This is a genomic window from Thioalkalivibrio sp. ALE14 (genome assembly GCF_000376845.1).
Lineage (GTDB): Bacteria > Pseudomonadota > Gammaproteobacteria > Ectothiorhodospirales > Ectothiorhodospiraceae > Thioalkalivibrio.
In genome coordinates this window covers 80,594-102,001 of record NZ_AQXY01000028.1, presented here as the reverse complement: position 1 = coordinate 102,001, position 21,408 = coordinate 80,594, and the positions used below count along the sequence as shown (strand labels likewise).

Genomic DNA, 21,408 nt, shown 5'->3' with positions numbered 1-21,408 from the left:
ATGACTCAATCCAACGGCGACAACCTGATCGTGGGACTGGGGGCAACCGGACTGTCGGTGGCCCGCTTCCTGCGTGCACGGGGTCTGCCGTTCGCGCTGACCGATACCCGGGCGGCCCCGGCTGCCCTGGATTCGGGCGAGCCGTGGCTGCAGGATGCCTGGGCCGGCCCGCTGGACACGCTCGATGCCACGGGCTTCGCCCGCATTATCGTCTCGCCCGGCGTGGCCCTGGAGCATCCGGTCCTGCAGCAGGCCCGTGCGGCGGGCGCCCGTCTGACCGGCGATATCGACCTGTTCGCCGAGCAGGCGACGGCCCCGGTAATCGCGATCACCGGCTCCAATGGCAAGAGCACGGTGACCGCGCTGGTCGGCGAGCTGCTTCGCGCCGCCGGCTGGCAGGTCGCGATCGGGGGCAACTACGGTACCCCGGCGCTGGAGCTGCTGGACGCCGCGCCCGAGCTGTACGTGCTGGAGCTGTCGAGCTTCCAGCTGGAGCGCAGCGACACCCTGGCCCCGGCGGCTGCAGCCATCCTGAACATCTCGCCGGATCACCTGGACCGCTACGCCGATCTGGACGCCTACGTGCGGGCCAAGGCGCGCATCCTGGATCGCGCCGAACGCGGGGTGCTGAACCGCGAGGACGCCTGGCTGCGCGAGATCGCGCTGCCGGAGAGTCTCAAGGTGATCTCCTTCGGTCTCGATGCCCCGCCGGGCGCGGCGGACTTCGGCGTGCGCCCTGCCCGCGAGGACGGGCCGGACCTGGTGCGGGGCGACGAGGTCCTGCTCGCTGCCCAGCGCCTGCGCCTGCGTGGACAGCACAACTGGGCCAACGCCCTGGCCGCCCTGGCCCTGGCCTGGCCCTGGATCGATGCCGGCGAGCCGCGCGCCCGCGCGCTGGCGGCCCTGGCCGAGTTCGCCGGCCTGCCGCATCGCTCGCAGTGGATTGCCGAGGTGGGCGGGGTCGACTACATCAACGACTCCAAGGGCACCAATGTCGGCGCGACCCTGGCGGCGCTGCGCGGCACCCCGGGCCCGCTGGTGCTGATTGCCGGCGGGCAGGGCAAGGGGCAGGACTTCGCGCCGCTGGCCGATTACATCCCGGGCAAGGTGCGCGGGGTGGTGCTGCTGGGCGAGGATGCCCCCGCGATCGCGCGGGCCCTGGCCTCGGTGGTCCCGGTCCAGCGGGTGGACGACATGGCCTCTGCAGTGGCCCAGGCCGCGGCCTGGGCGGAGCCCGGTGACACGGTCCTGCTGTCGCCGGGCTGTGCCAGCCTGGACATGTACGCGAACTACCAGGCGCGCGGCGACGACTTCGCGCGCGCGGTGCGGGAGCTGGCGGCATGAGTGTCTCCAGCACCCGCCTCGGACTCCCGGATCGTGGCCTGGTCGCCGGCCTGCGCGACCACGTCGATCTGCCCCTGCTGGCGGTCGCGGCCACCTTGCTGGGTATCGGCCTGGTGATGGTCGCGTCCGCCTCCATGGGGCTGGGGGAACGCTACTTTGGCAATACCTGGCACTTCTTCCAGCGCCAGGTGATCTTCGCCGCGATCGGCCTGGCGCTCGCGACCTTTCTGTGGTCGGTGCCGCTGGCCCGCTGGGAACGCGCGGGGCCCTGGCTGCTGATCCTGGTGATGGTGCTGCTGGTCGCGGTGCTGATCCCGGGGGTCGGCCGCACGGTCAACGGCGCGACCCGCTGGATCCCGCTGGGGATGTTCAACCTGCAGGTCGCGGAGCTGGTGAAGCTGCTGGTGGTGATGTACCTCGCCGGCTACATCGTGCGCCACTACTCGACGCTGCGCCTGCACTTCCTCGGCTTCATCCGTCCCCTGATCGTGCTCGGGGTGGGCACCATCCTGCTGCTTCTGCAGCCGGACTTCGGCGGCGCGGCGATCATGCTGGCGATCGGCATGGGCATGCTGTTCCTTGCCGGCGCCAAGCTGTGGCAGTTCGCCGCGCTGGGCGCGACGATCGCGATCGGCATGGCGGTGGTCGCGGTCGCCGCGCCCTATCGTGTCGCGCGCCTGACCGCCTTCCTCGACCCCTGGCAGGACCCGTTCGCTACCGGCTTCCAGCTGACCCAGTCGCTGATCGCGATCGGATCCGGCGGCTGGTTCGGCGCGGGGCTTGGCAACAGCGTGCAGAAGCTGTTCTACCTGCCGGAGGCGCACAACGACTTCCTGTTCGCCGTCTTTGCCGAGGAGTTCGGCTTCGTCGGTGTCGTGGCGCTGATCGCGCTGTTCGGCGTGCTGGTCTGGCGCTGCATCCGGATCGGGTTGTACGCGGAACGCGCCGGGCATGCCTTCGGCTCCCACCTGGCCTTCGGTGTGGCCATCTGGATGGGCCTGCAGGCATTCCTGAATCTGGCGGTGAACATGGGCCTGCTGCCGACCAAGGGCCTGACCCTGCCGTTTCTCAGTTACGGGGGCAGCTCCCTGATCGTCTCCCTGGCGGCGATCGGTCTGGTGATGCGCGTCTACCGCGAGGCGCAGGTCCCGGCACCGAGGGTGGCGTCCCCGTCCCGCCGTCGGCGCGGAGGTGCGGCATGAGTGCCCCGCGTATCCTGATCATGGCCGGTGGCACCGGCGGCCACGTATTCCCGGGGCTGGCGGTGGCGGAGGCGCTGCGGTCCCGCGGCGCCGAGGTGCGCTGGCTGGGCACCGCCCGCGGTGTGGAGGCACGCCTGGTACCGGAATCCGGCATCGAACTGACAACCCTCCCGATCGCCGGGATCCGTGGCAAGGGCCTGATCGGACTGGCCCTCGCCCCCTGGCGGCTGGGGATTTCCCTGTGGGCGGCCCTGGGCCTGATGACCCGCCTGCGTCCGGACGCGGTGATCGGCTTCGGCGGCTTCGCGGCCGGGCCCGGCGGCTTGATGGCGGCCGCCCTGGGGCGTCCGCTGGCGATCCACGAACAGAACGCGGTGGCCGGCCTGACCAACCGCTGGCTGGCGAAGGTGGCGGACCGGGTGTATTCCGGCTTCGAGCACAGCTTCCCCGAGCGGGTCGCGGTCACGGTGGTGGGCAACCCGGTGCGCGCCCGGATTTCCGCCCTGCCGGCCCCGGAGGCGCGCTTCGACGAGCGCGACGGCCCGCTGAATATCCTGATCCTGGGCGGCAGCCTGGGCGCCCGTTCGCTCAATCGCACGCTGCCCGCGGGCCTCGCCAGGGTCGCGCAGCAGCAGCCGCTGAACATCCGCCACCAGGCCGGCGAGCGCACCCTGGAGGAGGCGCGGGCGGCCTACGCCGAGGCGGGTCTGGAGGCCGAGATCAGCGCGTTCATCGAGGACATGGCCGCGGCCTATGCCTGGGCCGACCTGGTGATCTGCCGGGCCGGGGCCCTGACCGTGGCCGAGGTGGCCGCCGCCGGGGTGCCGGCGATCTTCGTCCCCTATCCGCATGCGGTGGACGACCACCAGACCGCGAACGCCGAGGCCCTGGTTCGCTCCGGTGCGGCCTGGCGCATCGCGGATGCCGAACTGAGTGCCGAACGCATCTTCGAACTGATGGCACCGCTGGACCGCGAGACCTTGCGCGGACGCGCCGCACTGGCGCGCGAGCAGGCCTGCCCGGACACCGTGCAGCGGCTGGCGGATGCCTGCATGGAGATGGCGGGTGCCCGCCCGGAGGGGTCGTCATGAGTGCCACGCGCCTGCCACGTCACGCCATGCGCCGCATTCGCCGCATCCACTGCGTCGGGATCGGGGGTTCCGGCATGAGCGGGATCGCCGAGGTCCTGCACCAGCTCGGCTATCAGGTGTCGGGTTCCGATCTCGGACAGTCGGCGATGGTCGAGCGCCTGAAGGGCATGGGCATCCCGGTGGTGGAGGCCCACACCGAGGCGAACGTCGCGGAGGCGGACGTGCTGGTGGTGTCCAGCGCGATCAACCCCTCCAACCCCGAGGTGCAGGAAGCCCGGCGCCGCGGCATCCCGATCGTGCGCCGCGCGGAAATGCTGGCCGAGCTGATGCGTTTCCGTTACGGCATCGCCGTGGCGGGGACCCACGGCAAGACCACGACCACGAGCCTGGTCGCCAGCGTGCTGGCGGAAGCGGGCATGGACCCGACCTTCGTGATCGGCGGGCGCCTGAACAGCACGGCCAGTCATTCGAACCTGGGGGCCGGGGATTATCTGGTGGCCGAGGCCGACGAGAGCGACGCGTCGTTCCTGCACCTGCAGCCGATGATCAGCATCGTGACCAACATCGATGCCGATCACCTGGGGACCTATGGCAACGACTTCGGCAAGCTGCGCGCGACGTTCCTGGAGTTCCTGCATCACCTGCCGTTCTACGGCATCGCCGTGCTGTGCGCCGACGACCCGCAGGTGCGCGACCTGTACCCGGAACTGGAACGCCCGCGCCTGACCTACGGCATCGAGCAGTCGGCCGACGTGCGCGCGCTGAACGTGCGCCAGGAAGGCGTGCGCATGTACTTCGATCTGGCCCTGCCGGGCCAGGAGGCGTTTGCGGTGACCCTGAACCTGCCGGGGCGCCACAACGTGCTGAATGCGCTGGCGGCCGCCGCCGTGGCCCATGAGCTGGAGGTGGCCCCGGCCGCCATCCAGGCCGCGCTGGAGCGCTTCCAGGGGATTGGCCGGCGCTTCCAGGTGCAGTCCTGGCAGGCGCCCAGCGGCCCGGTGACCCTGGTCGACGACTACGGCCATCACCCGCGCGAGATCGCCGCGACCCAGGCGGCCGCGCGCGATGCCTGGCCGGAGCGGCGGCGCATCACCATCTTCCAGCCGCATCGCTACACCCGGACGCGCGACCTGTTCGAGGACTTCGTCGAGGCGCTGTCCGAGACCGACGTGCTGATCCTGCTGGAGGTCTATGCCGCTGGGGAGGAGCCGGTCCCCAGCGCCGACGGACGCAGCCTGGCGCGCGCCATCCGTTTGCGCGGGCAGGTCGAGCCGGTGTTCGTCGAGCATGCCGAGGACGTGGTCGACGTGCTGCGGGGCATGCTGCGCTCCGATGACGTGGTGATTGCTCAGGGGGCCGGCGACATTGGCCGCCTGGCGGGGCTGCTCCCGCAGCAGCTGGCCGATACCGGCGAGGGGGACACATGATGGCGGCCCGCGAGGTGGACGCGATGGCGACCCCGTTCGCCCGGGAGCCGCTTGGCAGGCTGCAGACGCAGGTGCCGCTGGCCGGGTTGACGTCGTGGCGCGTGGGTGGCCCGGCCGACTGGCTGTTCCAGCCCGCGGACCTCGACGACCTGGTCGCGGCGCTGCGCGATCACGCCGTCCATGCCCCCGAGATGCCGGTGACCTTCCTCGGTCTGGGCAGCAACGTGCTGATTCGCGACGGCGGTCTGGAGGGACTGGTGGTGCACCTGTCCGGGGTGCTGAACGAACGCCGCCGACTGGATGGCGACCGGTTGTTGCTGGGGGCCGGGCTGGCCTGTGCCCAGGCGGCGCGCTTCGGCGCCCGCGAGGGGCTGGTCGGGGCCGAGTTCCTGGCCGGCATTCCGGGGACGGTGGGCGGTGCGCTGGCGATGAACGCCGGTGCCTGGGGCGGCGAGATCTGGCCGCTGGTCGAGTCCGTCGCCACGGTGGATGCCCGCGGCGAGCTGCATACCCGTACGCCCGGGGCGTACGCGATCGGCTATCGCAGTGTGCGCGGGCCCGAGGGCGAATGGTTTACCGGCTGCGTGCTGCGGCTGGCCGCCGGCGACCCCGACGTCGGTACCCGGCGTATCCGCGAGCTGCTGCGCGAGCGCTCCGCCAAGCAGCCCCTCGGGCTGCCGTCCTGCGGCTCGGTCTTCCGCAACCCGGAGGGCGACCACGCTGCGCGCCTGGTCGAGGCGGCGGGCCTGAAGGGCCTGCGTCACGGGGGCGCGGAGATTTCGCCCAAGCACGCGAATTTCATCACCCACGACGGGACCGCCCGGGCCGCCGATATCGAGTGGCTGCTGCGCCATGCCCAGGACGAGGTGCAGCGGCAGTTCGGGGTACAGCTGGAGCCGGAGGTGCGAATCCTGGGGCGCCCCGCGGGTGCGAACGAGACAAGCGAGGGAACGGCATGAGCAAGCGAAGCGCACAAGACTATGGCCGGGTCGCGGTCCTGATGGGCGGGTGGTCTGGCGAGCGCGAGGTCTCGCTGCACAGTGGCCAGGCCGTGCTGGCGGCCTTGCAGCGCCAGGGGGTGGATGCCCATCCGCTGGACCTGACTCGCGAGAATGCCCGATGCCTGGCCCTGGAGGGCTTTGACCGCGTCTTCATCGTGCTCCATGGCGAGTGCGGCGAGGACGGCACCCTTCAGGGCTGCCTGGACATGGCGGGCATGCCCTACACCGGCACCGGGGTGCTGGGTTCGGCCCTGGGCATGGACAAGCTGGCCTGCAAGCGGCTGTGGGCGGGCAGCAATCTGCCGAGCGCCCCCTATCGCCTGCTGACCCCGGGATTTGACCCCGAGGCGGTGGCCGAGGCCCTGGGCCTGCCGCTGATCGTAAAGCCGGCGCGCGGGGGTTCCAGCCTGGGGATCACCCGCGTGGATCGCGTAGCCGACCTGCCGGCGGCGTTCGAGGCCGCACGGTTGCAGCCGGGGCAGGTCTTCGCGGAGCAGTGGATCAGCGGGCGCGAGTACACCGTAGCGATTCTGGGCAACGAGCCGCTGCCGGTGGTCGAGATCCGCACCCCCGGTGGCTTCTACGACTACCACGCAAAGTACGAGGCCGACGACACCGGCTACATCTGCCCGCCGCCGCTGGATTCCAGCGCGCTGATGGAACTTCAGTCACTGGCGATCGCGGCCTTCGCGACGCTGGAGGGCTGCGGCTGGGGCCGGGTCGACATCCTGCAGGACGAGCACGGCGAGAACTTCCTGATCGAGGTGAACACCATCCCGGGCATGACCGATCACTCCCTGGTCCCCAAGGCGGCGGCGCAGGCCGGGATCGACTTCGACGAATTGTGCCTGCGCATCCTCGATTCCAGCTTCGAGTGTGGGGGGCTGCGTTGAACGCACGCCGTACAACGCGGCCCGCGCGGCGCCCGCAGCCGCAGGGGCCGTCGCCCCTGCGCCGACTGGCCGGGCCGGGGCTGCGCCTGATGGCGGGCATGGGCCTGGCCGGGGTGCTGGTGCTGGGCTCGCTGGCCTGGCTGCAGTTCGACCCGGATGCGTGGCTGCCGATCGAGCACATCGAGATCACCGGCAACCCGCAGCATGCGGACGTGGCGGCCGTGCGCGAGGTCGCGCAGGCCCATGCCCCGGGCTTTGTCGGGGTCGAGCTGGACCGTCTGCGCACGGCGCTGGAGGCGCAACCCTGGGTCGACGCCGTCCGCCTGCGGCGCCAGTGGCCGGACACGCTGGTGGTAGAGATCCGCGAGCCGGTGCCGGTCGCGCAGTGGGGCGACGATCACCTGGTCGACCGCCACGGCCGGCTGTTCGGGCCGGTGGCGCTGGAGGAGTGGAAAGGCCTGCCAGCCCTCGCCGGACCCGACGGGCGTCAGGTGGTGCTGATGCATCGCTACCTCGAGGTTTCCGCGCGGCTGGCCGATGCCGGGCTGGAGGTGGCCGGGTTGCAGGAGGGCGAGCGCCACGACTGGACCATCCATCTCGCCGACGGCGTGCGCGTGCTGATGGGGCGTGACGCGAACCTGGCCCGGCTGGGCCAGTTGGTCCGCGCGGTGCCGGCGATTCGCGACTACCGCGACGCGCCGGTGGAGCGGATCGACCTGCGTTATCCGCACGGGCTTGCGGTGGCCTGGGCGGAAGCAGCGGATGACGGTGCGGGGAACGCCCGATGACACGAACGACAGGACGCAGAAAGATGATGGCAAAGAAGTCGGAACCCGGTCTGATCGTCGGCCTGGACGTCGGGACCTCGAAGATCGAGGCGGTGGTCGGGGAGCTGACCGAGGAAGGCGAGATCGAGATTATCGGCATCGGCTCCTCGCCCTCGCGCGGGCTGAAGAAGGGCGTGGTGGTGAACATCGAGTCCACCGTCCAGTCGATCCAGCGCGCGGTGGAGGAGGCCGAGCTGATGGCCGGCTGCGAGATCCACTCGGTCTACACCGGGATCGCTGGCTCGCACATCAAGAGCTACAACTCCACCGGCGTGGTCGCGATCAAGGACGGCGAGGTGGTCGCCGGCGACGTTGACCGCGTGATCGACGCCGCGCGCGCCATCGCCATCCCGGCCGATCAGCGCATCCTTCATGTGCTGCCGCAGGAATACATCATCGACGAGCAGGAGGGCATCCGCGAGCCGATCGGGATGTCCGGGGTGCGGCTCGAGGCCAAGGTGCACCTGGTCACCGGCGCGGTCTCGGCCGCGCAGAACATCGTCAAGTGCGTGGAACGCTGCGGGCTGCGGGTCGACGACATCATCCTCGAGCAGCTCGCCTCCAGCTATTCCGTGTTGAGCGAAGACGAGAAGGACCTGGGCGTGTGCCTGGTGGATGTCGGCGGTGGCACCACCGACATCGCGGTGTTCGCCCATGGCGCGATCATGCACACCGCGGTCATCCCGATCGCCGGCGATCAGGTCACCAACGACATCGCGGTGGCGCTACGCACCCCGACCCAGTACGCCGACGAACTCAAGATCAAGTACGCCTGCGCGCTGCGCTCCCTGGCCGACCCGGGCGAGAGCATCGAGGTGCCCGGCGTTGGTGATCGTGCCGCGCGCAGGTTGTCGCGCCAGACGCTCGCCTCCGTGGTCGAGCCGCGCTACGAGGAACTGCTGCAGCTGGTGCAGGCGGAACTGCGCCGCAGCGGCACCGAGGAAATGATCGCCGCCGGGGTCGTGCTCACCGGCGGCTCGTCCCGAATGGAAGGTGTGGTGGACCTCGCCGAAGAGGTCTTTCACATGCCCGTACGCCTGGGGGTGCCGCAACGCGTCACCGGGCTCCTGGATGTTGTGAAGAATCCGATCCACGCGACGGGGGTGGGGCTGTTGCTCTACGCCCGCGAGTCGCGTGCGGAGCAGGAGGCCCGGCCCGTGAGCAGCGGGTTTCAGGGTGTATGGGCGCGCATGAAGCGCTGGTTTTCCGGGCAGTTCTGATGATCGGGACCCCGGAAGTTTAGGAGGCCGGACCGCTCTCCGGCCATGACGCAGGCAAACAGAAGTCTTGTACTACACACGCAACGAGAGGACGCACTCATGACGTTCGAACTGATGGATACCTATAGCCAGAACGCGACGATCAAGGTCGTCGGCGTCGGGGGCGGCGGCGGCAACGCCGTGCAGCACATGGTCAACTCGCAACTGGAGGGCGTGGACTTCATCTGCGCCAATACCGATGCCCAGGCCCTGAAGAGCCTGGATTCCAAGACGCTGCTGCAGCTGGGCGGCGACATCACCAAGGGCCTGGGAGCCGGGGCCGATCCGTCGGTGGGCCGCGAGGCGGCGCTGGAGGACCGCGAACGCATCCAGGACCTGCTGCAGGGGGCCGACATGGTCTTCATCACCGCCGGCATGGGTGGTGGCACGGGTACCGGCGCCGCGCCAGTGGTGGCGCAGATCGCCAAGGAGATGAACATCCTGACGGTCGCGGTGGTCACCAAGCCGTTCCCGTTCGAGGGCAAGCGCCGCATGCAGGTCGCGATGTCCGGGATCAAGGCGTTGACCGAACAGGTCGACTCGCTGATCACCATCCCCAACGAGAAGCTGCTGACGGTGCTGGGCAAGAACACCACGTTGCTGGATGCCTTCAAGGCGGCCAACGATGTGCTGTTCGGCGCCGTGCAGGGGATTGCCGAGCTCATCACCCGTCCGGGCCTGATCAACGTTGACTTCGCCGACGTGCGCAACGTGATGCGCGAGATGGGCATGGCGATGATGGGGACCGGCTCCGGCTCCGGCGAGGATCGTGCCCGCGAGGCGGCCGAGGCCGCGATTGCCAGCCCGCTGCTGGAGGATATCGATATCTCCGGTGCGCGCGGCATCCTGGTGAACGTTACCGGCGGCATGGACGTCGGGATCGGCGAGTTCGAGGAAGTCGGCGAGGCCGTGAAGGCACTGGCCTCGGAAGACGCCAACGTGGTGGTCGGTACGGTGATCGATCCGGAGATGACCGACGAGCTGCGGGTGACCCTGGTCGCCACCGGCCTGGGTGCGCCGGCCTCGCAGTCGGAGCGTCCGCAGGTTCGGGTGGTCGATGCCCAGCCGAAGAAGGCCGTCGGTTCCGACGTCGAAGTCGACCTCGATCAGCCGACCGTCAAGCGCCGCGGCGGCGACAATCTGGCGGTCGACTATAACCAGCAGCAAGGCATTGATGTGCTGGATATTCCGGCCTTCCTGCGCAAACAGGCGGATTGACAACCGCCCCATGTGCAGGACGAGCGGAATCCTGCAATAATGCGGCAATCGTTGTGTGCATGAGGAGCCCGGGAGGGCCCGGGTTCCTCTTATGCGCTCTCCTGGAAGAGAGAGGCTCAATTCGTTGATCAGGCAAAGAACGCTCAAGAACAGCATTCGGGCGACCGGGGTAGGACTGCATACCGGAGAGAAGGTAGTGCTGACCCTGCGGCCGGCCCCGGTGAACACCGGGATTGTGTTCCATCGCTGCGACCTTGATCCGTCCGTCGAGATTCGCGCCTGTGCCGACAATGTCGGCGACACGCGGCTCTCCACCACGCTGGTCAACGGCGATGTTCGGGTATCGACCGTGGAGCATCTGCTCTCGGCCATAGCCGGGCTGGGTATCGACAATCTGCACGTCGATGTGAGTGCCGCCGAGGTGCCCATCATGGACGGCAGTGCCGGTCCCTTCGTGTTTCTGTTGCAGTCCGCCGGGCTTAAGGAACAGGACGCGCCCAAGGAATTCATTCGGATCAAGCGCAGCGTGGAAGTCCGCGAGGACGACAAATGGGTGCGCTTCGATCCCTACGAGGGGTTCAAGGTCGGTTTCTGTATCGACTTCGAACACCCCATGTTTACCGACGGAAGTCAGCGTGCCGAGCTGGACTTCTCGTCCACCTCCTTCGTCAAGGAGGTCTCGCGTGCCCGTACCTTCGGGTTCATGCGTGACATCGAGGCCCTGCGGGCAAACCAGCTGGCGCTGGGCGGCAGCCTCGACAACGCGGTCGTGCTCGATGATTACAAGATTCTCAACGAGAATGGGCTGCGCTACGACAACGAGCTGGTCAAGCACAAGATCCTCGACGTGGTCGGGGACCTGTACCTGCTGGGCCACAGCCTGATCGGCGCATTCACCGGTCACAAGTCCGGGCATGCGCTCAACAATCAGTTGATCCGGCAGCTCGCGGCCGACGAGACGGCCTGGGAGAAGGTCACTTTCGAGGACCCGAACGAGCGCCTGCCGATCTCCTTCGGTCAGCTGGCGCCGACTCCGGCGGGCTGAGCCCCGGCGCGGTTGTCCTCCGGGGCGGGCTCAATCCTGTTCCGGTGACTCCGCCGCCGCGCGGGCGAGACGCTCCAGGGCGCGGGCCAGCCCGGGGTCCTGGATGCGGTTCGCGGTATCGGTGAGGATCCGGCGGGCCGAATCGGGGATCTCGCGGCGTTCCAGCTGGGCGGTCGGTTCGGGTGGGCGGGGTGTCTGGGTCAGTCGAATCCGCATCTGCTCGATGCCCTCGAAGCCCGCGGCCCGCAGGGTCTTGAGCAGTTCGCGTTGCTGGAACCGCAGCTCCGTGGCCAGCCCGCGGTCCGCGCAGATCGCGACCAGGGTGTCCTCGCGCAGGGTAAACGCCAGTCGTCCGGCCTGCAGTGCGGTGCCGGCGAGCCCGTCGAGGGCGCGCTCCACGCCGCGGTCCCGACTGGAGTGCGCGGACCAGTCGCGGGCGATGAAGCGGGTAATCCGCTGCGGTGTCATCCCGGGATCCTGGTGACGCGGGGCGGGCAGAACGAGAGGTTTCGCATGCAGTTGATCGTACTACGTCCGGACGGCCTTTGTGCACGTCTGCCCTTGTGGGGCATGGCCCTGGCGGGGGCAGTCCTGGTGCTGCTGATGGCGGTCGCGGTCGTGGCCGCCTACTTCGCGGGCCAGAGCCAGCGCGAGGTGGTTCGGATCCCGGTGACCAGCACGCTCGACCCGGTGGCCGTGGAGACCGCCGAACGCGAGGCGGCCCGGGAGGGCCTCAACCACCTGGTGGAGCGGGTCGTCACGCTGGAACGCCAGCTGTCGCGCGTCGACCGGCGCATCCGTTCGGTGGGGGATTCCCTCGGGCTGGATGTGGCCGATCTGGCGCCGGCATCCGGCGGCCAGGGCGGGCCGCTGCTGGAGGACCCGGATTCGCCGCTGGAAATGCATGACCGCCTGCTGGCGCTGGAGCATCTGCTGCGGCGTCACAGCGCCGCGGTGGAGACGGTTGATACCGAGCTGCGGCTGGATGCAGCGCGCGAAGCGCTGCTGCCCCGCCAGCGTCCGGTGGAGGAGGATTCCTGGATCAGCTCCGCGTTCGGCTATCGCGAGGACCCGTTCACCGGCAACCGCCGGTTCCACTCCGGTATGGACTTTGCGGGGCGGCCCGGTTCGGAGATCCGCGCGGCGGGCGGGGGCCTGGTGGTGTTCGCGGGGCGTCGCGGCAGCTTCGGTAACCTGGTCGAGATCGCCCATGGCGGCGGTCTGAATACCCGCTACGCCCACAACGCCGAGATCCTGGTCGAGCCCGGCCAGCGTGTGGAGGCTGGCGAGGTGATCGCGAAGATGGGGCGCACGGGCCGTGCAACCGATACCCACCTGCATTACGAGGTCGTGGATGCCGGGCGGGCCCTGAACCCCTACCAGTTCCTCCCCGATCGCGACTGACCACCCGGAGCGCTACCCCGCGCCTGGGCGAATATTCGGGTTCGCCGCGTCCCCGGCACAGCGTTTCCCCGGCGGATCGTTTATCCTAGGCGGGTTTCAGCCAACCCTTTCGGATCCCCATGGTCAAGCAGCTCGTTCAGAAGATCTTCGGTAGTCGCAACGATCGCATCCTCAAGCGCTACACCCGTGCGGTGGAGCGCATCAATGCCCTGGCCGACTCCACCGAGGCGCTCGCGCGGGACGAGCTGCGCCACAAGACCCAGGAGTTCCAGCGCCGCCTCGGCGAGGGCGAGGATCTCGAGAAGCTCCTCCCGGAGGCCTTCGCCGTCTGCCGCGCGATGAGCGCCCAGGTGCTGGGGCTGCGCCACTTCGACGTGCAGCTGATCGGCGGCATGGTCCTGAACGACGGCCGCATCGCCGAGATGCGCACCGGCGAGGGCAAGACCCTGGTCGCGACCCTCCCGGCCTATCTCAACGCCCTGACCGGCGACGGCGTGCATGTGGTCACGGTGAACGACTACCTGGCCCGGCGCGACGCGGCCTGGATGGGACGCCTGTACCACGCGCTGGGGCTTTCGGTCGGCGTGGTCAACAGCTCCGGCGGCCTGGGTGTGGACTCCGCCTCCTATCTCTTCGATCCGGAATACCAGGCCGAGGAAGGGGGCTTCGACCACCTGCGTCCGGTGACCCGCCGCGAGGCCTATGCCGCGGACATTACCTACGGCACGAACAACGAGTTCGGCTTCGACTACCTGCGCGACAACATGGCCTTCTCGGCCGATCAGAGGGTCCAGCGCGCGCTCAATTTCGCGGTGGTCGACGAGGTCGACTCCATCCTGATCGACGAGGCGCGGACCCCGTTGATCATCTCCGGCCCCAGCGGCGACAGCTCGGAGCTCTATGAACGCCTGAACACCATCCCGCCACAGCTGACCCGTCAGGAAGACGAGGAGAGCGAGGGCGACTACTTCGTCGACGAGAAGGCCAAGCAGGTCTTCCTCAGCGAGGAGGGTCACGAGAAGGCCGAGGAACTGCTGCGCCAGGCGGGGCTGCTGGAAGAGCACCAGACCCTGTACGACTCCGCGAGCATCGCGGTGCTGCATCACCTGAACGCGGCCCTGCGCGCCCATGCGCTGTTCCAGCGCGATGTCGACTACCTGGTGCGCGACGACAAGGTGCAGATCATCGACGAGTTCACGGGCCGCATCATGGCCGGACGGCGCTGGTCCGAGGGGCTGCACCAGGCGATCGAGGCGAAGGAGGGCGTGCCGATCCAGCGCGAGAACCAGACGCTGGCGTCGATCACCTTCCAGAACTACTTCCGCCTGTACGACAAGCTCGCCGGTATGACCGGTACCGCGGATACCGAGGCCTACGAGTTCAAGACCATCTATGACCTGGAAGTGGTCGTGATCCCCGGCAACAAGCCGCTGGTGCGCGACGACATGCAGGACCTGGTGTTCCTGACCCAGGAAGAGAAGTACACCGCCATCATCAAGGAGATCCAGTGGTGTGTGGATCGCGGCCAGCCGGTGCTGGTCGGGACCGCCTCGGTGGAGAGCTCCGAGCGCCTCGCAGACGCGTTGAAGAAGACCGGCATCCCGTTCGAGGTCCTGAACGCCAAGCAGCACGAGCGCGAGGCCGCGATCATCGCCCAGGCCGGCCGCCCCAAGGCGGTGACCCTGGCGACCAACATGGCCGGTCGCGGCACGGACATCGTGCTCGGCGGCTCGCTGGATGCCGAGCTGGCCGAGGTGGACCCGGAAGACACCGCGCAGCAGGAGGCGATCCGGGCCGACTGGCAGCAGCGCCACGATGCCGTAATCGAGTCCGGCGGCCTGCATATCATCGGGTCCGAGCGCCACGAGTCGCGGCGCATCGACAACCAATTGCGCGGGCGCTCCGGGCGTCAGGGTGACCCGGGTTCCAGCCGTTTCTTCCTGTCGCTGGAAGACAACCTGATGCGGGTGTTCGCCTCCGAGCGGGTGCGCGGGCTGATGCAGCGCCTGGGCATGAAGGAGGGCGAGGCAATCGAGAACGCCTGGGTCTCGCGCGCCATCGAGAACGCCCAGCGCAAGGTCGAGGCGCACAACTTCGATATCCGCAAGCAGCTCCTCGAATACGACGACGTCGCCAACGACCAGCGCCGGGTGATCTACGACCAGCGCGCCGAGCTGCTGACCACCGAGGATATCAGCGAGACCATCGACACCCTGGTCGAGGATGTCGTCAATGCCCTGATCAGCCAGTACATCCCGCCAGGCTCAATCGAGGACGAATGGGACGTCGAAGGCCTGCAGCAGGCCCTGAATGGCGAGTTCGGGCTCGACCTTCCGGTGCAGCAGTGGCTGGACGACGAGGACGACCTGCACGAGGAACCCCTGCGCGAACGCATCATCGGCCATGCCCGCGAGATGCTGGCCGGGAAGCGCGAGCAGCTGGGTGACGAGACCATGAACCGGCTGCAGCGCGACGTGATGCTCCAGGTCCTGGACAGCCAGTGGAAGGAGCACCTGGCCGCGATGGATTACCTGCGCCAGGGCATCGGGCTGCGCGGCTACGCCCAGCGCAACCCGAAGCAGGAATACAAGAAGGAAGCCTTCGCGATGTTCCAGTCCCTGCTGGAACGCATCAAGCACGATGTCGTGAAGTTCCTCCTGCGTATGCAGCTACGCTCCCCCGAGGAGGTCGAGGCCCTGCAACCGAAGAAGGCCGCGCCCGCCGAGGACGACCTGCAGTTCCAGCACCAGAACCCCGACAGCGCGCTGAAGACCGGTGCCGCGGACGAGGCGGAGGCGCGCGAGCCGGTTGCCGGTGGCGAGGCGCCGTACCGCCGCGAGGAGCCCAAGCTGGGCCGCAACGAGCCGTGCTGGTGCGGCTCGGGCAAGAAGTTCAAGCACTGCCACGGCAAACTGTAGGGAGGTCCGGACCGCATGGCCGTAGGACTGACCGCTCCGGAGGTGCTGCAACCGGTCCCGGGGATCCGCCTGGCCGCGACCGCGGCGGGGATCCGTTACGCCGGGCGTGACGACCTGGTCCTGATCGACGCCGGTCCGGAGGCGACCATCGCGGCGCTCTACACCACCAATGCCTTCCGTGCCGCACCCGTGGTGGTGGCTGCCGAGCACCAGGCCCGGGGCACCGCGCGCTGGCTGCTGATCAACGCCGGCAATGCCAACGCCGGGACCGGCGAACCGGGTCTCGCCGCGGCGCGGGCCTGCTGCGATGCGGTGGCCGCGGTCACGGGCGGTCCGGCAGAGACCGTCCTGCCGTTTTCCACCGGCGTCATCGGCGAGCCCCTCGCGGTGGAGCGCATCGTCGCCGCCTTGCCGGCGCTGCATTCCGGTCTGGCCCCCAACACCTGGATGCAGGCCGGGCGCGCGATCATGACGACCGATACCGTGCTCAAGGGTGTCAGCCGCCGCGTGACCCTCTCGCAGGGCGAGGTGACGCTGACCGGGATCGCCAAGGGCTCCGGCATGATCCATCCCGACATGGCCACCATGCTGGCCTTCATCGGGACCGACCTCGCCATTGCGGCACCGGAGCTGGAAGGCCTGCTGCGCCAGTCCAATCGCGACAGCTTCAATGCGATCACGGTGGATGGTGATACCTCCACCAACGATGCCGTCGTGGTGATGGCCAGTGGCGCCAGTGGGGCCGGTCTGGCCACTACCGCCGATCGCGAGGCGTTTGCCGCGGCACTGGACGCGGTCTGTCTGGAACTCGCTCAGGCCATCGTCCGCGACGGTGAAGGCGCAACCAAGTTCGTGACCGTCGAAGTGGCCAGTGCCCGGACCCGCGAGGAGGCGGCGCAGATCGCCGAGACCGTGGCGCTGTCGCCCCTGGTCAAGACCGCCCTGTTTGCCTCCGATCCCAACTGGGGCCGGATCCTCGCGGCTGTGGGGCGCGCCGGGGTGCCGGATCTGGTGATCGAGCGCGTCGCGATCCGTGTGAACGACGTCGAGATCGTCCGCGATGGTGGGCGCGCGCCGGACTACGCCGAGGCGGATGGCCAGCGCGCCTTCGGCGCCGACGAGATCCTGATCCGGATCGATCTCGGCCGCGGCGAGTCCCGGGCCCGCAAGTACACCTGCGACTTCTCCCACGAGTACGTGCGCATCAATGCCGAATACCGGTCCTGAGCCGGCACCTTCTGCCCCGGTCGAGGTGGCGATCGGCCTGATCTTCGACCCCGATGGCCGCGTGCTGGTGACCCGCCGGGAGGGCGAGCGTCACCTCTCCGGGCTGTGGGAGTTTCCCGGTGGCAAGGTGGCCCCCGGCGAGCCGCCAGCGGCCGCGCTGGCGCGGGAGCTGGAGGAGGAGCTGGGGCTTGCGGTCGTCACGGCCGTGCAATGCCTGACGATTGAGCATGCCTACCCGGAGCGTACCGTGCGGCTGCACGTGTTCCGGGTGACCGTCTGGTCGGGCGTGCCTCGGGCACGCGAGGGCCAGCCCATGGAGTGGCGCGCACCGGGCGAACTGGACGCGGCGGCGTTCCCCGCAGCCAATCGCGCCATGCTCACCGCCCTGCAACTCCCCGAACGTTATCTTGTCACCCCGTCGCCGGCGGATGCGGCGCAGGGCGAACATGTGGCCGAGCGCGTGGTCCGGGCCCTGCGGGCGGGGCGAGCCGGACTCGTCCAGGTGCGGGCACCCGAACTGGACGAGTCCGGCTATCGCGACTTTCTGGCCGCAATCGCGAAGCCGGCCGGGGACCTGGGGGCCCCGGTCCTGGCGAATGCGCCGCCAAAGTGGCTGAGGGGGTTTCCGGACGTGGGGCTGCATCTGCCGGAGCGGCGCTGGCGCGAGCTGGATGCGCGGCCGGCTTGTGGCGGCTGGGTGGCCGCCTCGGTGCATGACCGCAAGGGACTGGAGCGGGCCGCGGCGCTGGGGCTGGATTTCGCGGTCCTGGGACCGGTGTGTCCGACTGCGACGCATCCCGGGGCCGAGGCGCTGGGCTGGGATCGGTTCGGCGCTTGGGTGCGGGGCGCTGGCATCCCCGTCTACGCGCTGGGGGGCATGACCCCGGGCCACCTGGCGACGGCACGTGCGGCCGGTGCGCAGGGCATCGCGGCCATCCGCGGGTTACTGGATTGACCGCGCCAGGAGCGCTGTGGCGTCAGATCGCGCAGCAGCAGAGCTGGAAGGGCACGTCGCGGCTGGCCGGGGCCGGGCGCTCGCGGAAGTCGCCAGGGACGAAGAAGCGCACCGTGAAGCGTTGGCGGCCACCGCTGATTTCGGGATAGACGCCGAGGTCGGGATCCACCGTGACCCGGATGAGCTGCCACGCATGGGTGGTATCCAACTGGCGCTCGAAGTACCCGTCCTCGGCCGTGACCGGCTCCGCGTTTCCCGAGCGGCGCATGTAGCGCAGGACCTGGGCCGTCGCCTCGGCCACGGTGTTGAGCGGTTCAAACCATTCCAGTAGCAGCTCGCTACGGGCCTGTGAGGGCTGCGCCAGCCAGTAGTGGTAGATCGGCAGGTCGAAGTCGAAGGCCCCGCCCGGGAGTGCCATGCGCTGGCGCACGCTGGAGAAGAATTCGCTGCCGCGTACGCGATGGTCGAGGGCGCCGGCCTGCTCCTCCAGCGCATCGTGGAGGCGCTTCTGCGTGTCCATGGTCTCGCGGAAACGCTCGGCATCGACGCCGGGCTGGTTGGCCAGGCGGTTCAGGTTGACCGTCTGGCGTTCAATCTCGCCCATGAGTTCGCGCTTGATGTCGACGCGGGTCACCAGGGCGTAGATGTCGACCAGCGAGACCAGCGCCTCGTGATGATCGAACGGCCGGCCGGACTCCAGGGCATCGGCGAAGCGCGCGTTCAGGGCCTCCAGGCGCAGCAGGAGGCGCACGCGTTCGTGCAGCGGTTGTTCGAAGGTCAGGGTCTGGCTCACGGCGTGCCCGTTCGGCAGGAGGGCTGTAGGTGCATGGCCCGGGAATCCCGGCAGTATCAGGTATTCGGGGGGCGGATTTCCACCCGCGAGGCGGTGGCCGCGGCCAGCTGACGCAGCGCGTTGTCGCGTTCTGCTACCTGGTTCGCCAGTTCGGCCTCCGTCGTCTGTTCGGTATTGCGGATCTCGCTGTCCGCGTGCAGGCGTCGTTCCCCGGGATCCATTTGGGCCTCGAGAATGGCCTCCACCTCGGCGCTGCTGCGGCCGTCGCGCTGGGTGACCCGCGCGACCTGTTCGCCGGGCTCGCAGTGGACCACGATCACGTGATCGAAGCGTGTCTCCCAGCCGGCCTCGAACAGCAGGGGTACCACGACCAGCGCATAGGGTGTGTCGGCGGAGAGGGCGGCGAGACGTTCCTCGATTGCCTGCTCCACCGCCGGATGGACCAGCGCCTCCAGGGCCTGGCGTTCCATGGGGTCGGCGAAGATCCGGCTGCGCAGCGCACCGCGGTCCAGGTGGCCGCGGGCATCCAGGATGCCGGGGCCGAAGCGGTCCACGATGGCGGCGTACAGGTCGTGTCCCGGCGTCTGGAGCTCGCGGTTGATGGAGTCGGCGTCGAGCACCGGGACGCCGTGGCTGGCGAAGAGTCCAGCGACCCGGCTCTTGCCGCAGCCGATGCCCCCGGTGAGTCCGACGCGCAGCATGGCGTCTACAGGCCCTGCGGGAAGTAGAGGGCCAGCAGCTCGTCGCCCCAGATGAGCGCAAGCCAGCCGGCTGCTGCGAGATAGGGTCCGAACGGGATCGGGATGTTGCGATCGCGACCGCGCAGCAGGATCAGGGCGATGCCGACGACCGCGCCGACCAGCGAGGCCAGGAGCAGGATCACCGGCAACGCTTGCCAGCCAAGCCAGGCGCCCAGGGCGGCCAGCAGCTTGAAGTCGCCGAAGCCCATGCCCTCCTTGCCGGTCAGCAGGCGGAAGCCGTGGAAGATCAGCCACAGCACCAGGTAGCCGGCGGCAGCGCCTATCACGGCCGACTGCAGGTCGGTGAAGGTGCCGGGGATGTTGACCAGCAGCCCGAGCCACAGCAGCGGCAGGGTGAGCTGGTCGGGGAGCAGGGTGGTGCGGGCATCGATGCCGGCGGCGGCAATCAGAACCGCGGTGAACACCAGGGCCAGCAGGCCCGCGGCGTCCAGCCCCAGGTACCCGATCGTCACCACGAACAGCAGAGCGGTCAGGGCCTCGACCGCGGGGTACTGCCAGCTGATCCGGGTGCCGCAGCCGGGGCAGCGCCCACGCAGGAACAGGAAGCTGAGGATGGGCACGTTTTCCAGCGCCCGGATCGGGCGCTGGCATTGCGGGCAGCGCGAGCGCGGTCGGATCAGGTCGAAGCGTTCGCGTTCGCCAGCGGGTTCGGTTTCAAGGATCGCGTGCGCCTCGCGTTCCCAGTCGCGCTCCAGCATTACCGGCAGGCGGGCGATGACCACATTCAGGAAGCTGCCGATCAGCAGCCCGAACACCCCGGCGATCGGCAGCGCCCAGCTGCCCAGTTGGGCCCCGGTCTCGGCCAGCATCCCCTAGATCACCTGACCCATCTGGAAGATGGGCAGGTACATGGCGATGACCAGACCGCCGACCAGTACGCCAAGGACCACCATGATCAGGGGTTCCAGCAGGCTGGACAGGCTGTCCACCGCGTTGTCGACCTCGGCCTCGTAGAAGTCGGCGACCTTGGCGAGCATCGAGTCCAGCGAGCCGGATTCCTCGCCGATCGCGACCATCTGCACCACCATGTTGGGGAACACGCCGGTATTGCGCATGGACCACTGCAACTGGCCGCCGGCCTCGGTCTCGTCGCGCATGCGCAGGGTGGCCTCGCGGTAGACGGCGTTGCCGGTGGCCCCGGAGACCGAGCTCAGGGCATCCACCAGCGGGACGCCCGCGGAGAACATGGTCGACAGCGTACGGGCGAAGCGCGCGATCGAGGCCTTGCGCAGGATCGGACCGAAGGCCGGGGCCTTGAGGATGATGATGTCGAGGAAGCGGGCGAAGCGTGGCGAGCGCCGCTTGACCTGCACGAAGACGAAGCCGATCGCGATCAGCACCCCGAGGATGGCCCACCACCAGCTCTGGGTGAACTCCGAGAGGTCGACCACCATGCGGGTGAATACCGGGAGGTCGGCGCCGAAGCCCTGGAACAGGGCCTCGAACTGCGGGACCACGTAGATCAGCAGGATCGCGGTCACCACGATGGCGACCACGACCACGGCCGCCGGATAGAACAGGGCCTTCTTGATCTTGGCCTTCAGGGCCTCGGTCTTTTCCTTGTAGGTGGCGATCTTGTCCAGCAGGGTCTCGAGCGTCCCCGCCTGTTCCCCGGCCTCGACCAGATTGATGACCAGGTCGTCGAAGTGGCGCGGGTGCTTGGACAGGGCCTTGGCGAAGGTCTCGCCACCCTCGACGTCGGCCTTCAGCTTCAGCACAAGGTCGCGCATCGCGGGTTTTTCGTTCCCGCGGCCGACGATCTCGAAGGCCTGCACCAGCGGCACGCCCGACTGCAGCATGGTGGTCATCTGCCGCAGGAAGTAGGCAATATCCGCCGGCACGATCTTCTTGTTGCCGCCGGAAAACAGCGACTTGGGCTTCTTGCGGATCTTGACGACGTTGATGCCATTCTTGCGCAGCTCGGCGCGCGCGGTGGCCTCGTTGTCGGCCGGGGTCTCGCCCTTGACCCGGTCGCCGTTCTTGTTCAGTCCTTCCCAGGTGTAGATCGTCCCGGAGTCGGCCATCCCCCTGTCCCCCTGTAGC

At 68.9% G+C, this 21,408-nt stretch carries 19 protein-coding genes; 14 read left to right on the top strand and 5 right to left on the bottom strand.

Going from position 1 to position 21,408, the window contains the following annotated elements:
- The 10 genes from murD to lpxC all read left to right on the top strand — a co-directional run bounded on the left by murD (window position 1) and on the right by lpxC (window position 11,307).
- The gene (gene murD, locus F572_RS0108325; RefSeq protein ID WP_017942783.1) at window positions 1-1,344 is read left to right on the top strand and encodes a UDP-N-acetylmuramoyl-L-alanine--D-glutamate ligase; all 1,344 of its coding nucleotides are present in this window, start codon (window positions 1-3) and stop codon (window positions 1,342-1,344) included.
- Window positions 1,341-2,546: a putative lipid II flippase FtsW gene (ftsW, locus tag F572_RS0108320; RefSeq protein ID WP_017942784.1), complete on the top strand. Its 1,206-nt coding sequence runs from the start codon at window positions 1,341-1,343 to the stop codon at window positions 2,544-2,546. Before murD ends, ftsW begins: the two co-directional genes overlap by 4 nt.
- Entirely contained in the window at window positions 2,543-3,637 is a 1,095-nt protein-coding gene (gene murG / locus F572_RS0108315; RefSeq protein WP_017942785.1) for an undecaprenyldiphospho-muramoylpentapeptide beta-N-acetylglucosaminyltransferase, read from the top strand. Before ftsW ends, murG begins: the two co-directional genes overlap by 4 nt.
- Entirely contained in the window at window positions 3,634-5,064 is a 1,431-nt protein-coding gene (gene murC / locus F572_RS0108310; RefSeq protein ID WP_017942786.1) for a UDP-N-acetylmuramate--L-alanine ligase, read from the top strand. The genes murG and murC overlap by 4 nt, the downstream gene beginning before the upstream one ends.
- Window positions 5,061-6,023 (top strand): UDP-N-acetylmuramate dehydrogenase, encoded by a 963-nt coding sequence (murB, locus tag F572_RS0108305; RefSeq protein ID WP_017942787.1) that lies wholly within the window; start codon window positions 5,061-5,063, stop codon window positions 6,021-6,023. The genes murC and murB overlap by 4 nt, the downstream gene beginning before the upstream one ends.
- Entirely contained in the window at window positions 6,020-6,958 is a 939-nt protein-coding gene (locus F572_RS0108300) for a D-alanine--D-alanine ligase (protein ID WP_017942788.1), read from the top strand. The genes murB and F572_RS0108300 overlap by 4 nt, the downstream gene beginning before the upstream one ends.
- A gap of 65 nt (window positions 6,959-7,023) precedes the next feature.
- On the top strand, window positions 7,024-7,746 hold the full coding sequence (locus F572_RS0108295; protein WP_026143131.1) for a cell division protein FtsQ/DivIB: 723 nt from the start codon (window positions 7,024-7,026) through the stop codon (window positions 7,744-7,746).
- A 23-nt stretch (window positions 7,747-7,769) separates the two neighbouring features.
- Window positions 7,770-9,005 (top strand): cell division protein FtsA, encoded by a 1,236-nt coding sequence (gene ftsA, locus F572_RS0108290; RefSeq protein ID WP_017942790.1) that lies wholly within the window; start codon window positions 7,770-7,772, stop codon window positions 9,003-9,005.
- Between the two features lie 99 nt (window positions 9,006-9,104).
- Complete coding sequence (gene ftsZ, locus F572_RS0108285; protein ID WP_017942791.1) at window positions 9,105-10,262, top strand: cell division protein FtsZ; 1,158 nt, start codon at window positions 9,105-9,107, stop codon at window positions 10,260-10,262.
- Window positions 10,263-10,386: 124 nt separating this feature from the next.
- Entirely contained in the window at window positions 10,387-11,307 is a 921-nt protein-coding gene (gene lpxC / locus F572_RS0108280) for a UDP-3-O-acyl-N-acetylglucosamine deacetylase (RefSeq protein ID WP_231291125.1), read from the top strand.
- Between the two features lie 30 nt (window positions 11,308-11,337).
- On the opposite strand, the gene F572_RS0108275 is transcribed toward lpxC, so the two are convergent.
- On the bottom strand, window positions 11,338-11,775 hold the full coding sequence (locus F572_RS0108275) for a DciA family protein (RefSeq protein WP_017942793.1): 438 nt from the start codon (window positions 11,773-11,775) through the stop codon (window positions 11,338-11,340).
- 45 nt (window positions 11,776-11,820) lie between these two features.
- Between F572_RS0108275 and F572_RS0108270 the strand changes: the two genes are divergently transcribed.
- The 4 genes from F572_RS0108270 to F572_RS0108255 all read left to right on the top strand — a co-directional run bounded on the left by F572_RS0108270 (window position 11,821) and on the right by F572_RS0108255 (window position 17,811).
- Window positions 11,821-12,711: a M23 family metallopeptidase gene (locus F572_RS0108270; protein WP_026143132.1), complete on the top strand. Its 891-nt coding sequence runs from the start codon at window positions 11,821-11,823 to the stop codon at window positions 12,709-12,711.
- A 119-nt stretch (window positions 12,712-12,830) separates the two neighbouring features.
- Window positions 12,831-15,629: a preprotein translocase subunit SecA gene (gene secA, locus F572_RS0108265; protein WP_017942795.1), complete on the top strand. Its 2,799-nt coding sequence runs from the start codon at window positions 12,831-12,833 to the stop codon at window positions 15,627-15,629.
- A 15-nt stretch (window positions 15,630-15,644) separates the two neighbouring features.
- On the top strand, window positions 15,645-16,856 hold the full coding sequence (gene argJ / locus F572_RS0108260) for a bifunctional glutamate N-acetyltransferase/amino-acid acetyltransferase ArgJ (RefSeq protein WP_017942796.1): 1,212 nt from the start codon (window positions 15,645-15,647) through the stop codon (window positions 16,854-16,856).
- A complete protein-coding gene (locus tag F572_RS0108255) occupies window positions 16,837-17,811 on the top strand; it encodes a Nudix family hydrolase (protein ID WP_018158435.1) in 975 nt (324 codons plus the stop codon). The genes argJ and F572_RS0108255 overlap by 20 nt, the downstream gene beginning before the upstream one ends.
- Window positions 17,812-17,833: 22 nt before the next feature.
- On the opposite strand, the gene zapD is transcribed toward F572_RS0108255, so the two are convergent.
- The 4 genes from zapD to F572_RS0108235 are packed head-to-tail and all read right to left on the bottom strand — an operon-like array spanning window position 17,834 to window position 21,389.
- A complete protein-coding gene (zapD, locus tag F572_RS0108250; protein ID WP_017942798.1) occupies window positions 17,834-18,604 on the bottom strand; it encodes a cell division protein ZapD in 771 nt (256 codons plus the stop codon).
- Window positions 18,605-18,660: 56 nt separating this feature from the next.
- Complete coding sequence (coaE, locus tag F572_RS0108245) at window positions 18,661-19,305, bottom strand: dephospho-CoA kinase (protein WP_017942799.1); 645 nt, start codon at window positions 19,303-19,305, stop codon at window positions 18,661-18,663.
- Between the two features lie 5 nt (window positions 19,306-19,310).
- Window positions 19,311-20,174 (bottom strand): A24 family peptidase, encoded by an 864-nt coding sequence (locus F572_RS0108240; RefSeq protein WP_017942800.1) that lies wholly within the window; start codon window positions 20,172-20,174, stop codon window positions 19,311-19,313.
- A 3-nt stretch (window positions 20,175-20,177) separates the two neighbouring features.
- Entirely contained in the window at window positions 20,178-21,389 is a 1,212-nt protein-coding gene (locus tag F572_RS0108235; protein ID WP_017942801.1) for a type II secretion system F family protein, read from the bottom strand.
- Window positions 21,390-21,408 lie beyond the last annotated feature (19 nt).

Excerpts from the sequence above, each read along its gene's own strand:
- ftsW (WP_017942784.1), top strand. The coding sequence starts at position 1,341 with ATGAGTGTCTCCAGCACCCGCCTCGGACTCCCGGATCGTGGCCTGGTC.
- murB (WP_017942787.1), top strand. The coding sequence starts at position 5,061 with ATGATGGCGGCCCGCGAGGTGGACGCGATGGCGACCCCGTTCGCCCGG.
- murG (WP_017942785.1), top strand. The coding sequence starts at position 2,543 with ATGAGTGCCCCGCGTATCCTGATCATGGCCGGTGGCACCGGCGGCCAC.
- secA (WP_017942795.1), top strand. The coding sequence starts at position 12,831 with ATGGTCAAGCAGCTCGTTCAGAAGATCTTCGGTAGTCGCAACGATCGC.
- ftsA (WP_017942790.1), top strand. The coding sequence starts at position 7,770 with ATGATGGCAAAGAAGTCGGAACCCGGTCTGATCGTCGGCCTGGACGTC.
- murD (WP_017942783.1), top strand. The coding sequence starts at position 1 with ATGACTCAATCCAACGGCGACAACCTGATCGTGGGACTGGGGGCAACC.
- F572_RS0108300 (WP_017942788.1), top strand. The coding sequence starts at position 6,020 with ATGAGCAAGCGAAGCGCACAAGACTATGGCCGGGTCGCGGTCCTGATG.
- F572_RS0108235 (WP_017942801.1), bottom strand. The coding sequence starts at position 21,389 with ATGGCCGACTCCGGGACGATCTACACCTGGGAAGGACTGAACAAGAAC.
- F572_RS0108270 (WP_026143132.1), top strand. The coding sequence starts at position 11,821 with ATGCAGTTGATCGTACTACGTCCGGACGGCCTTTGTGCACGTCTGCCC.
- ftsZ (WP_017942791.1), top strand. The coding sequence starts at position 9,105 with ATGACGTTCGAACTGATGGATACCTATAGCCAGAACGCGACGATCAAG.
- murC (WP_017942786.1), top strand. The coding sequence starts at position 3,634 with ATGAGTGCCACGCGCCTGCCACGTCACGCCATGCGCCGCATTCGCCGC.
- argJ (WP_017942796.1), top strand. The coding sequence starts at position 15,645 with ATGGCCGTAGGACTGACCGCTCCGGAGGTGCTGCAACCGGTCCCGGGG.
- F572_RS0108255 (WP_018158435.1), top strand. The coding sequence starts at position 16,837 with ATGCCGAATACCGGTCCTGAGCCGGCACCTTCTGCCCCGGTCGAGGTG.
- coaE (WP_017942799.1), bottom strand. The coding sequence starts at position 19,305 with ATGCTGCGCGTCGGACTCACCGGGGGCATCGGCTGCGGCAAGAGCCGG.
- F572_RS0108275 (WP_017942793.1), bottom strand. The coding sequence starts at position 11,775 with ATGACACCGCAGCGGATTACCCGCTTCATCGCCCGCGACTGGTCCGCG.
- F572_RS0108240 (WP_017942800.1), bottom strand. The coding sequence starts at position 20,174 with ATGCTGGCCGAGACCGGGGCCCAACTGGGCAGCTGGGCGCTGCCGATC.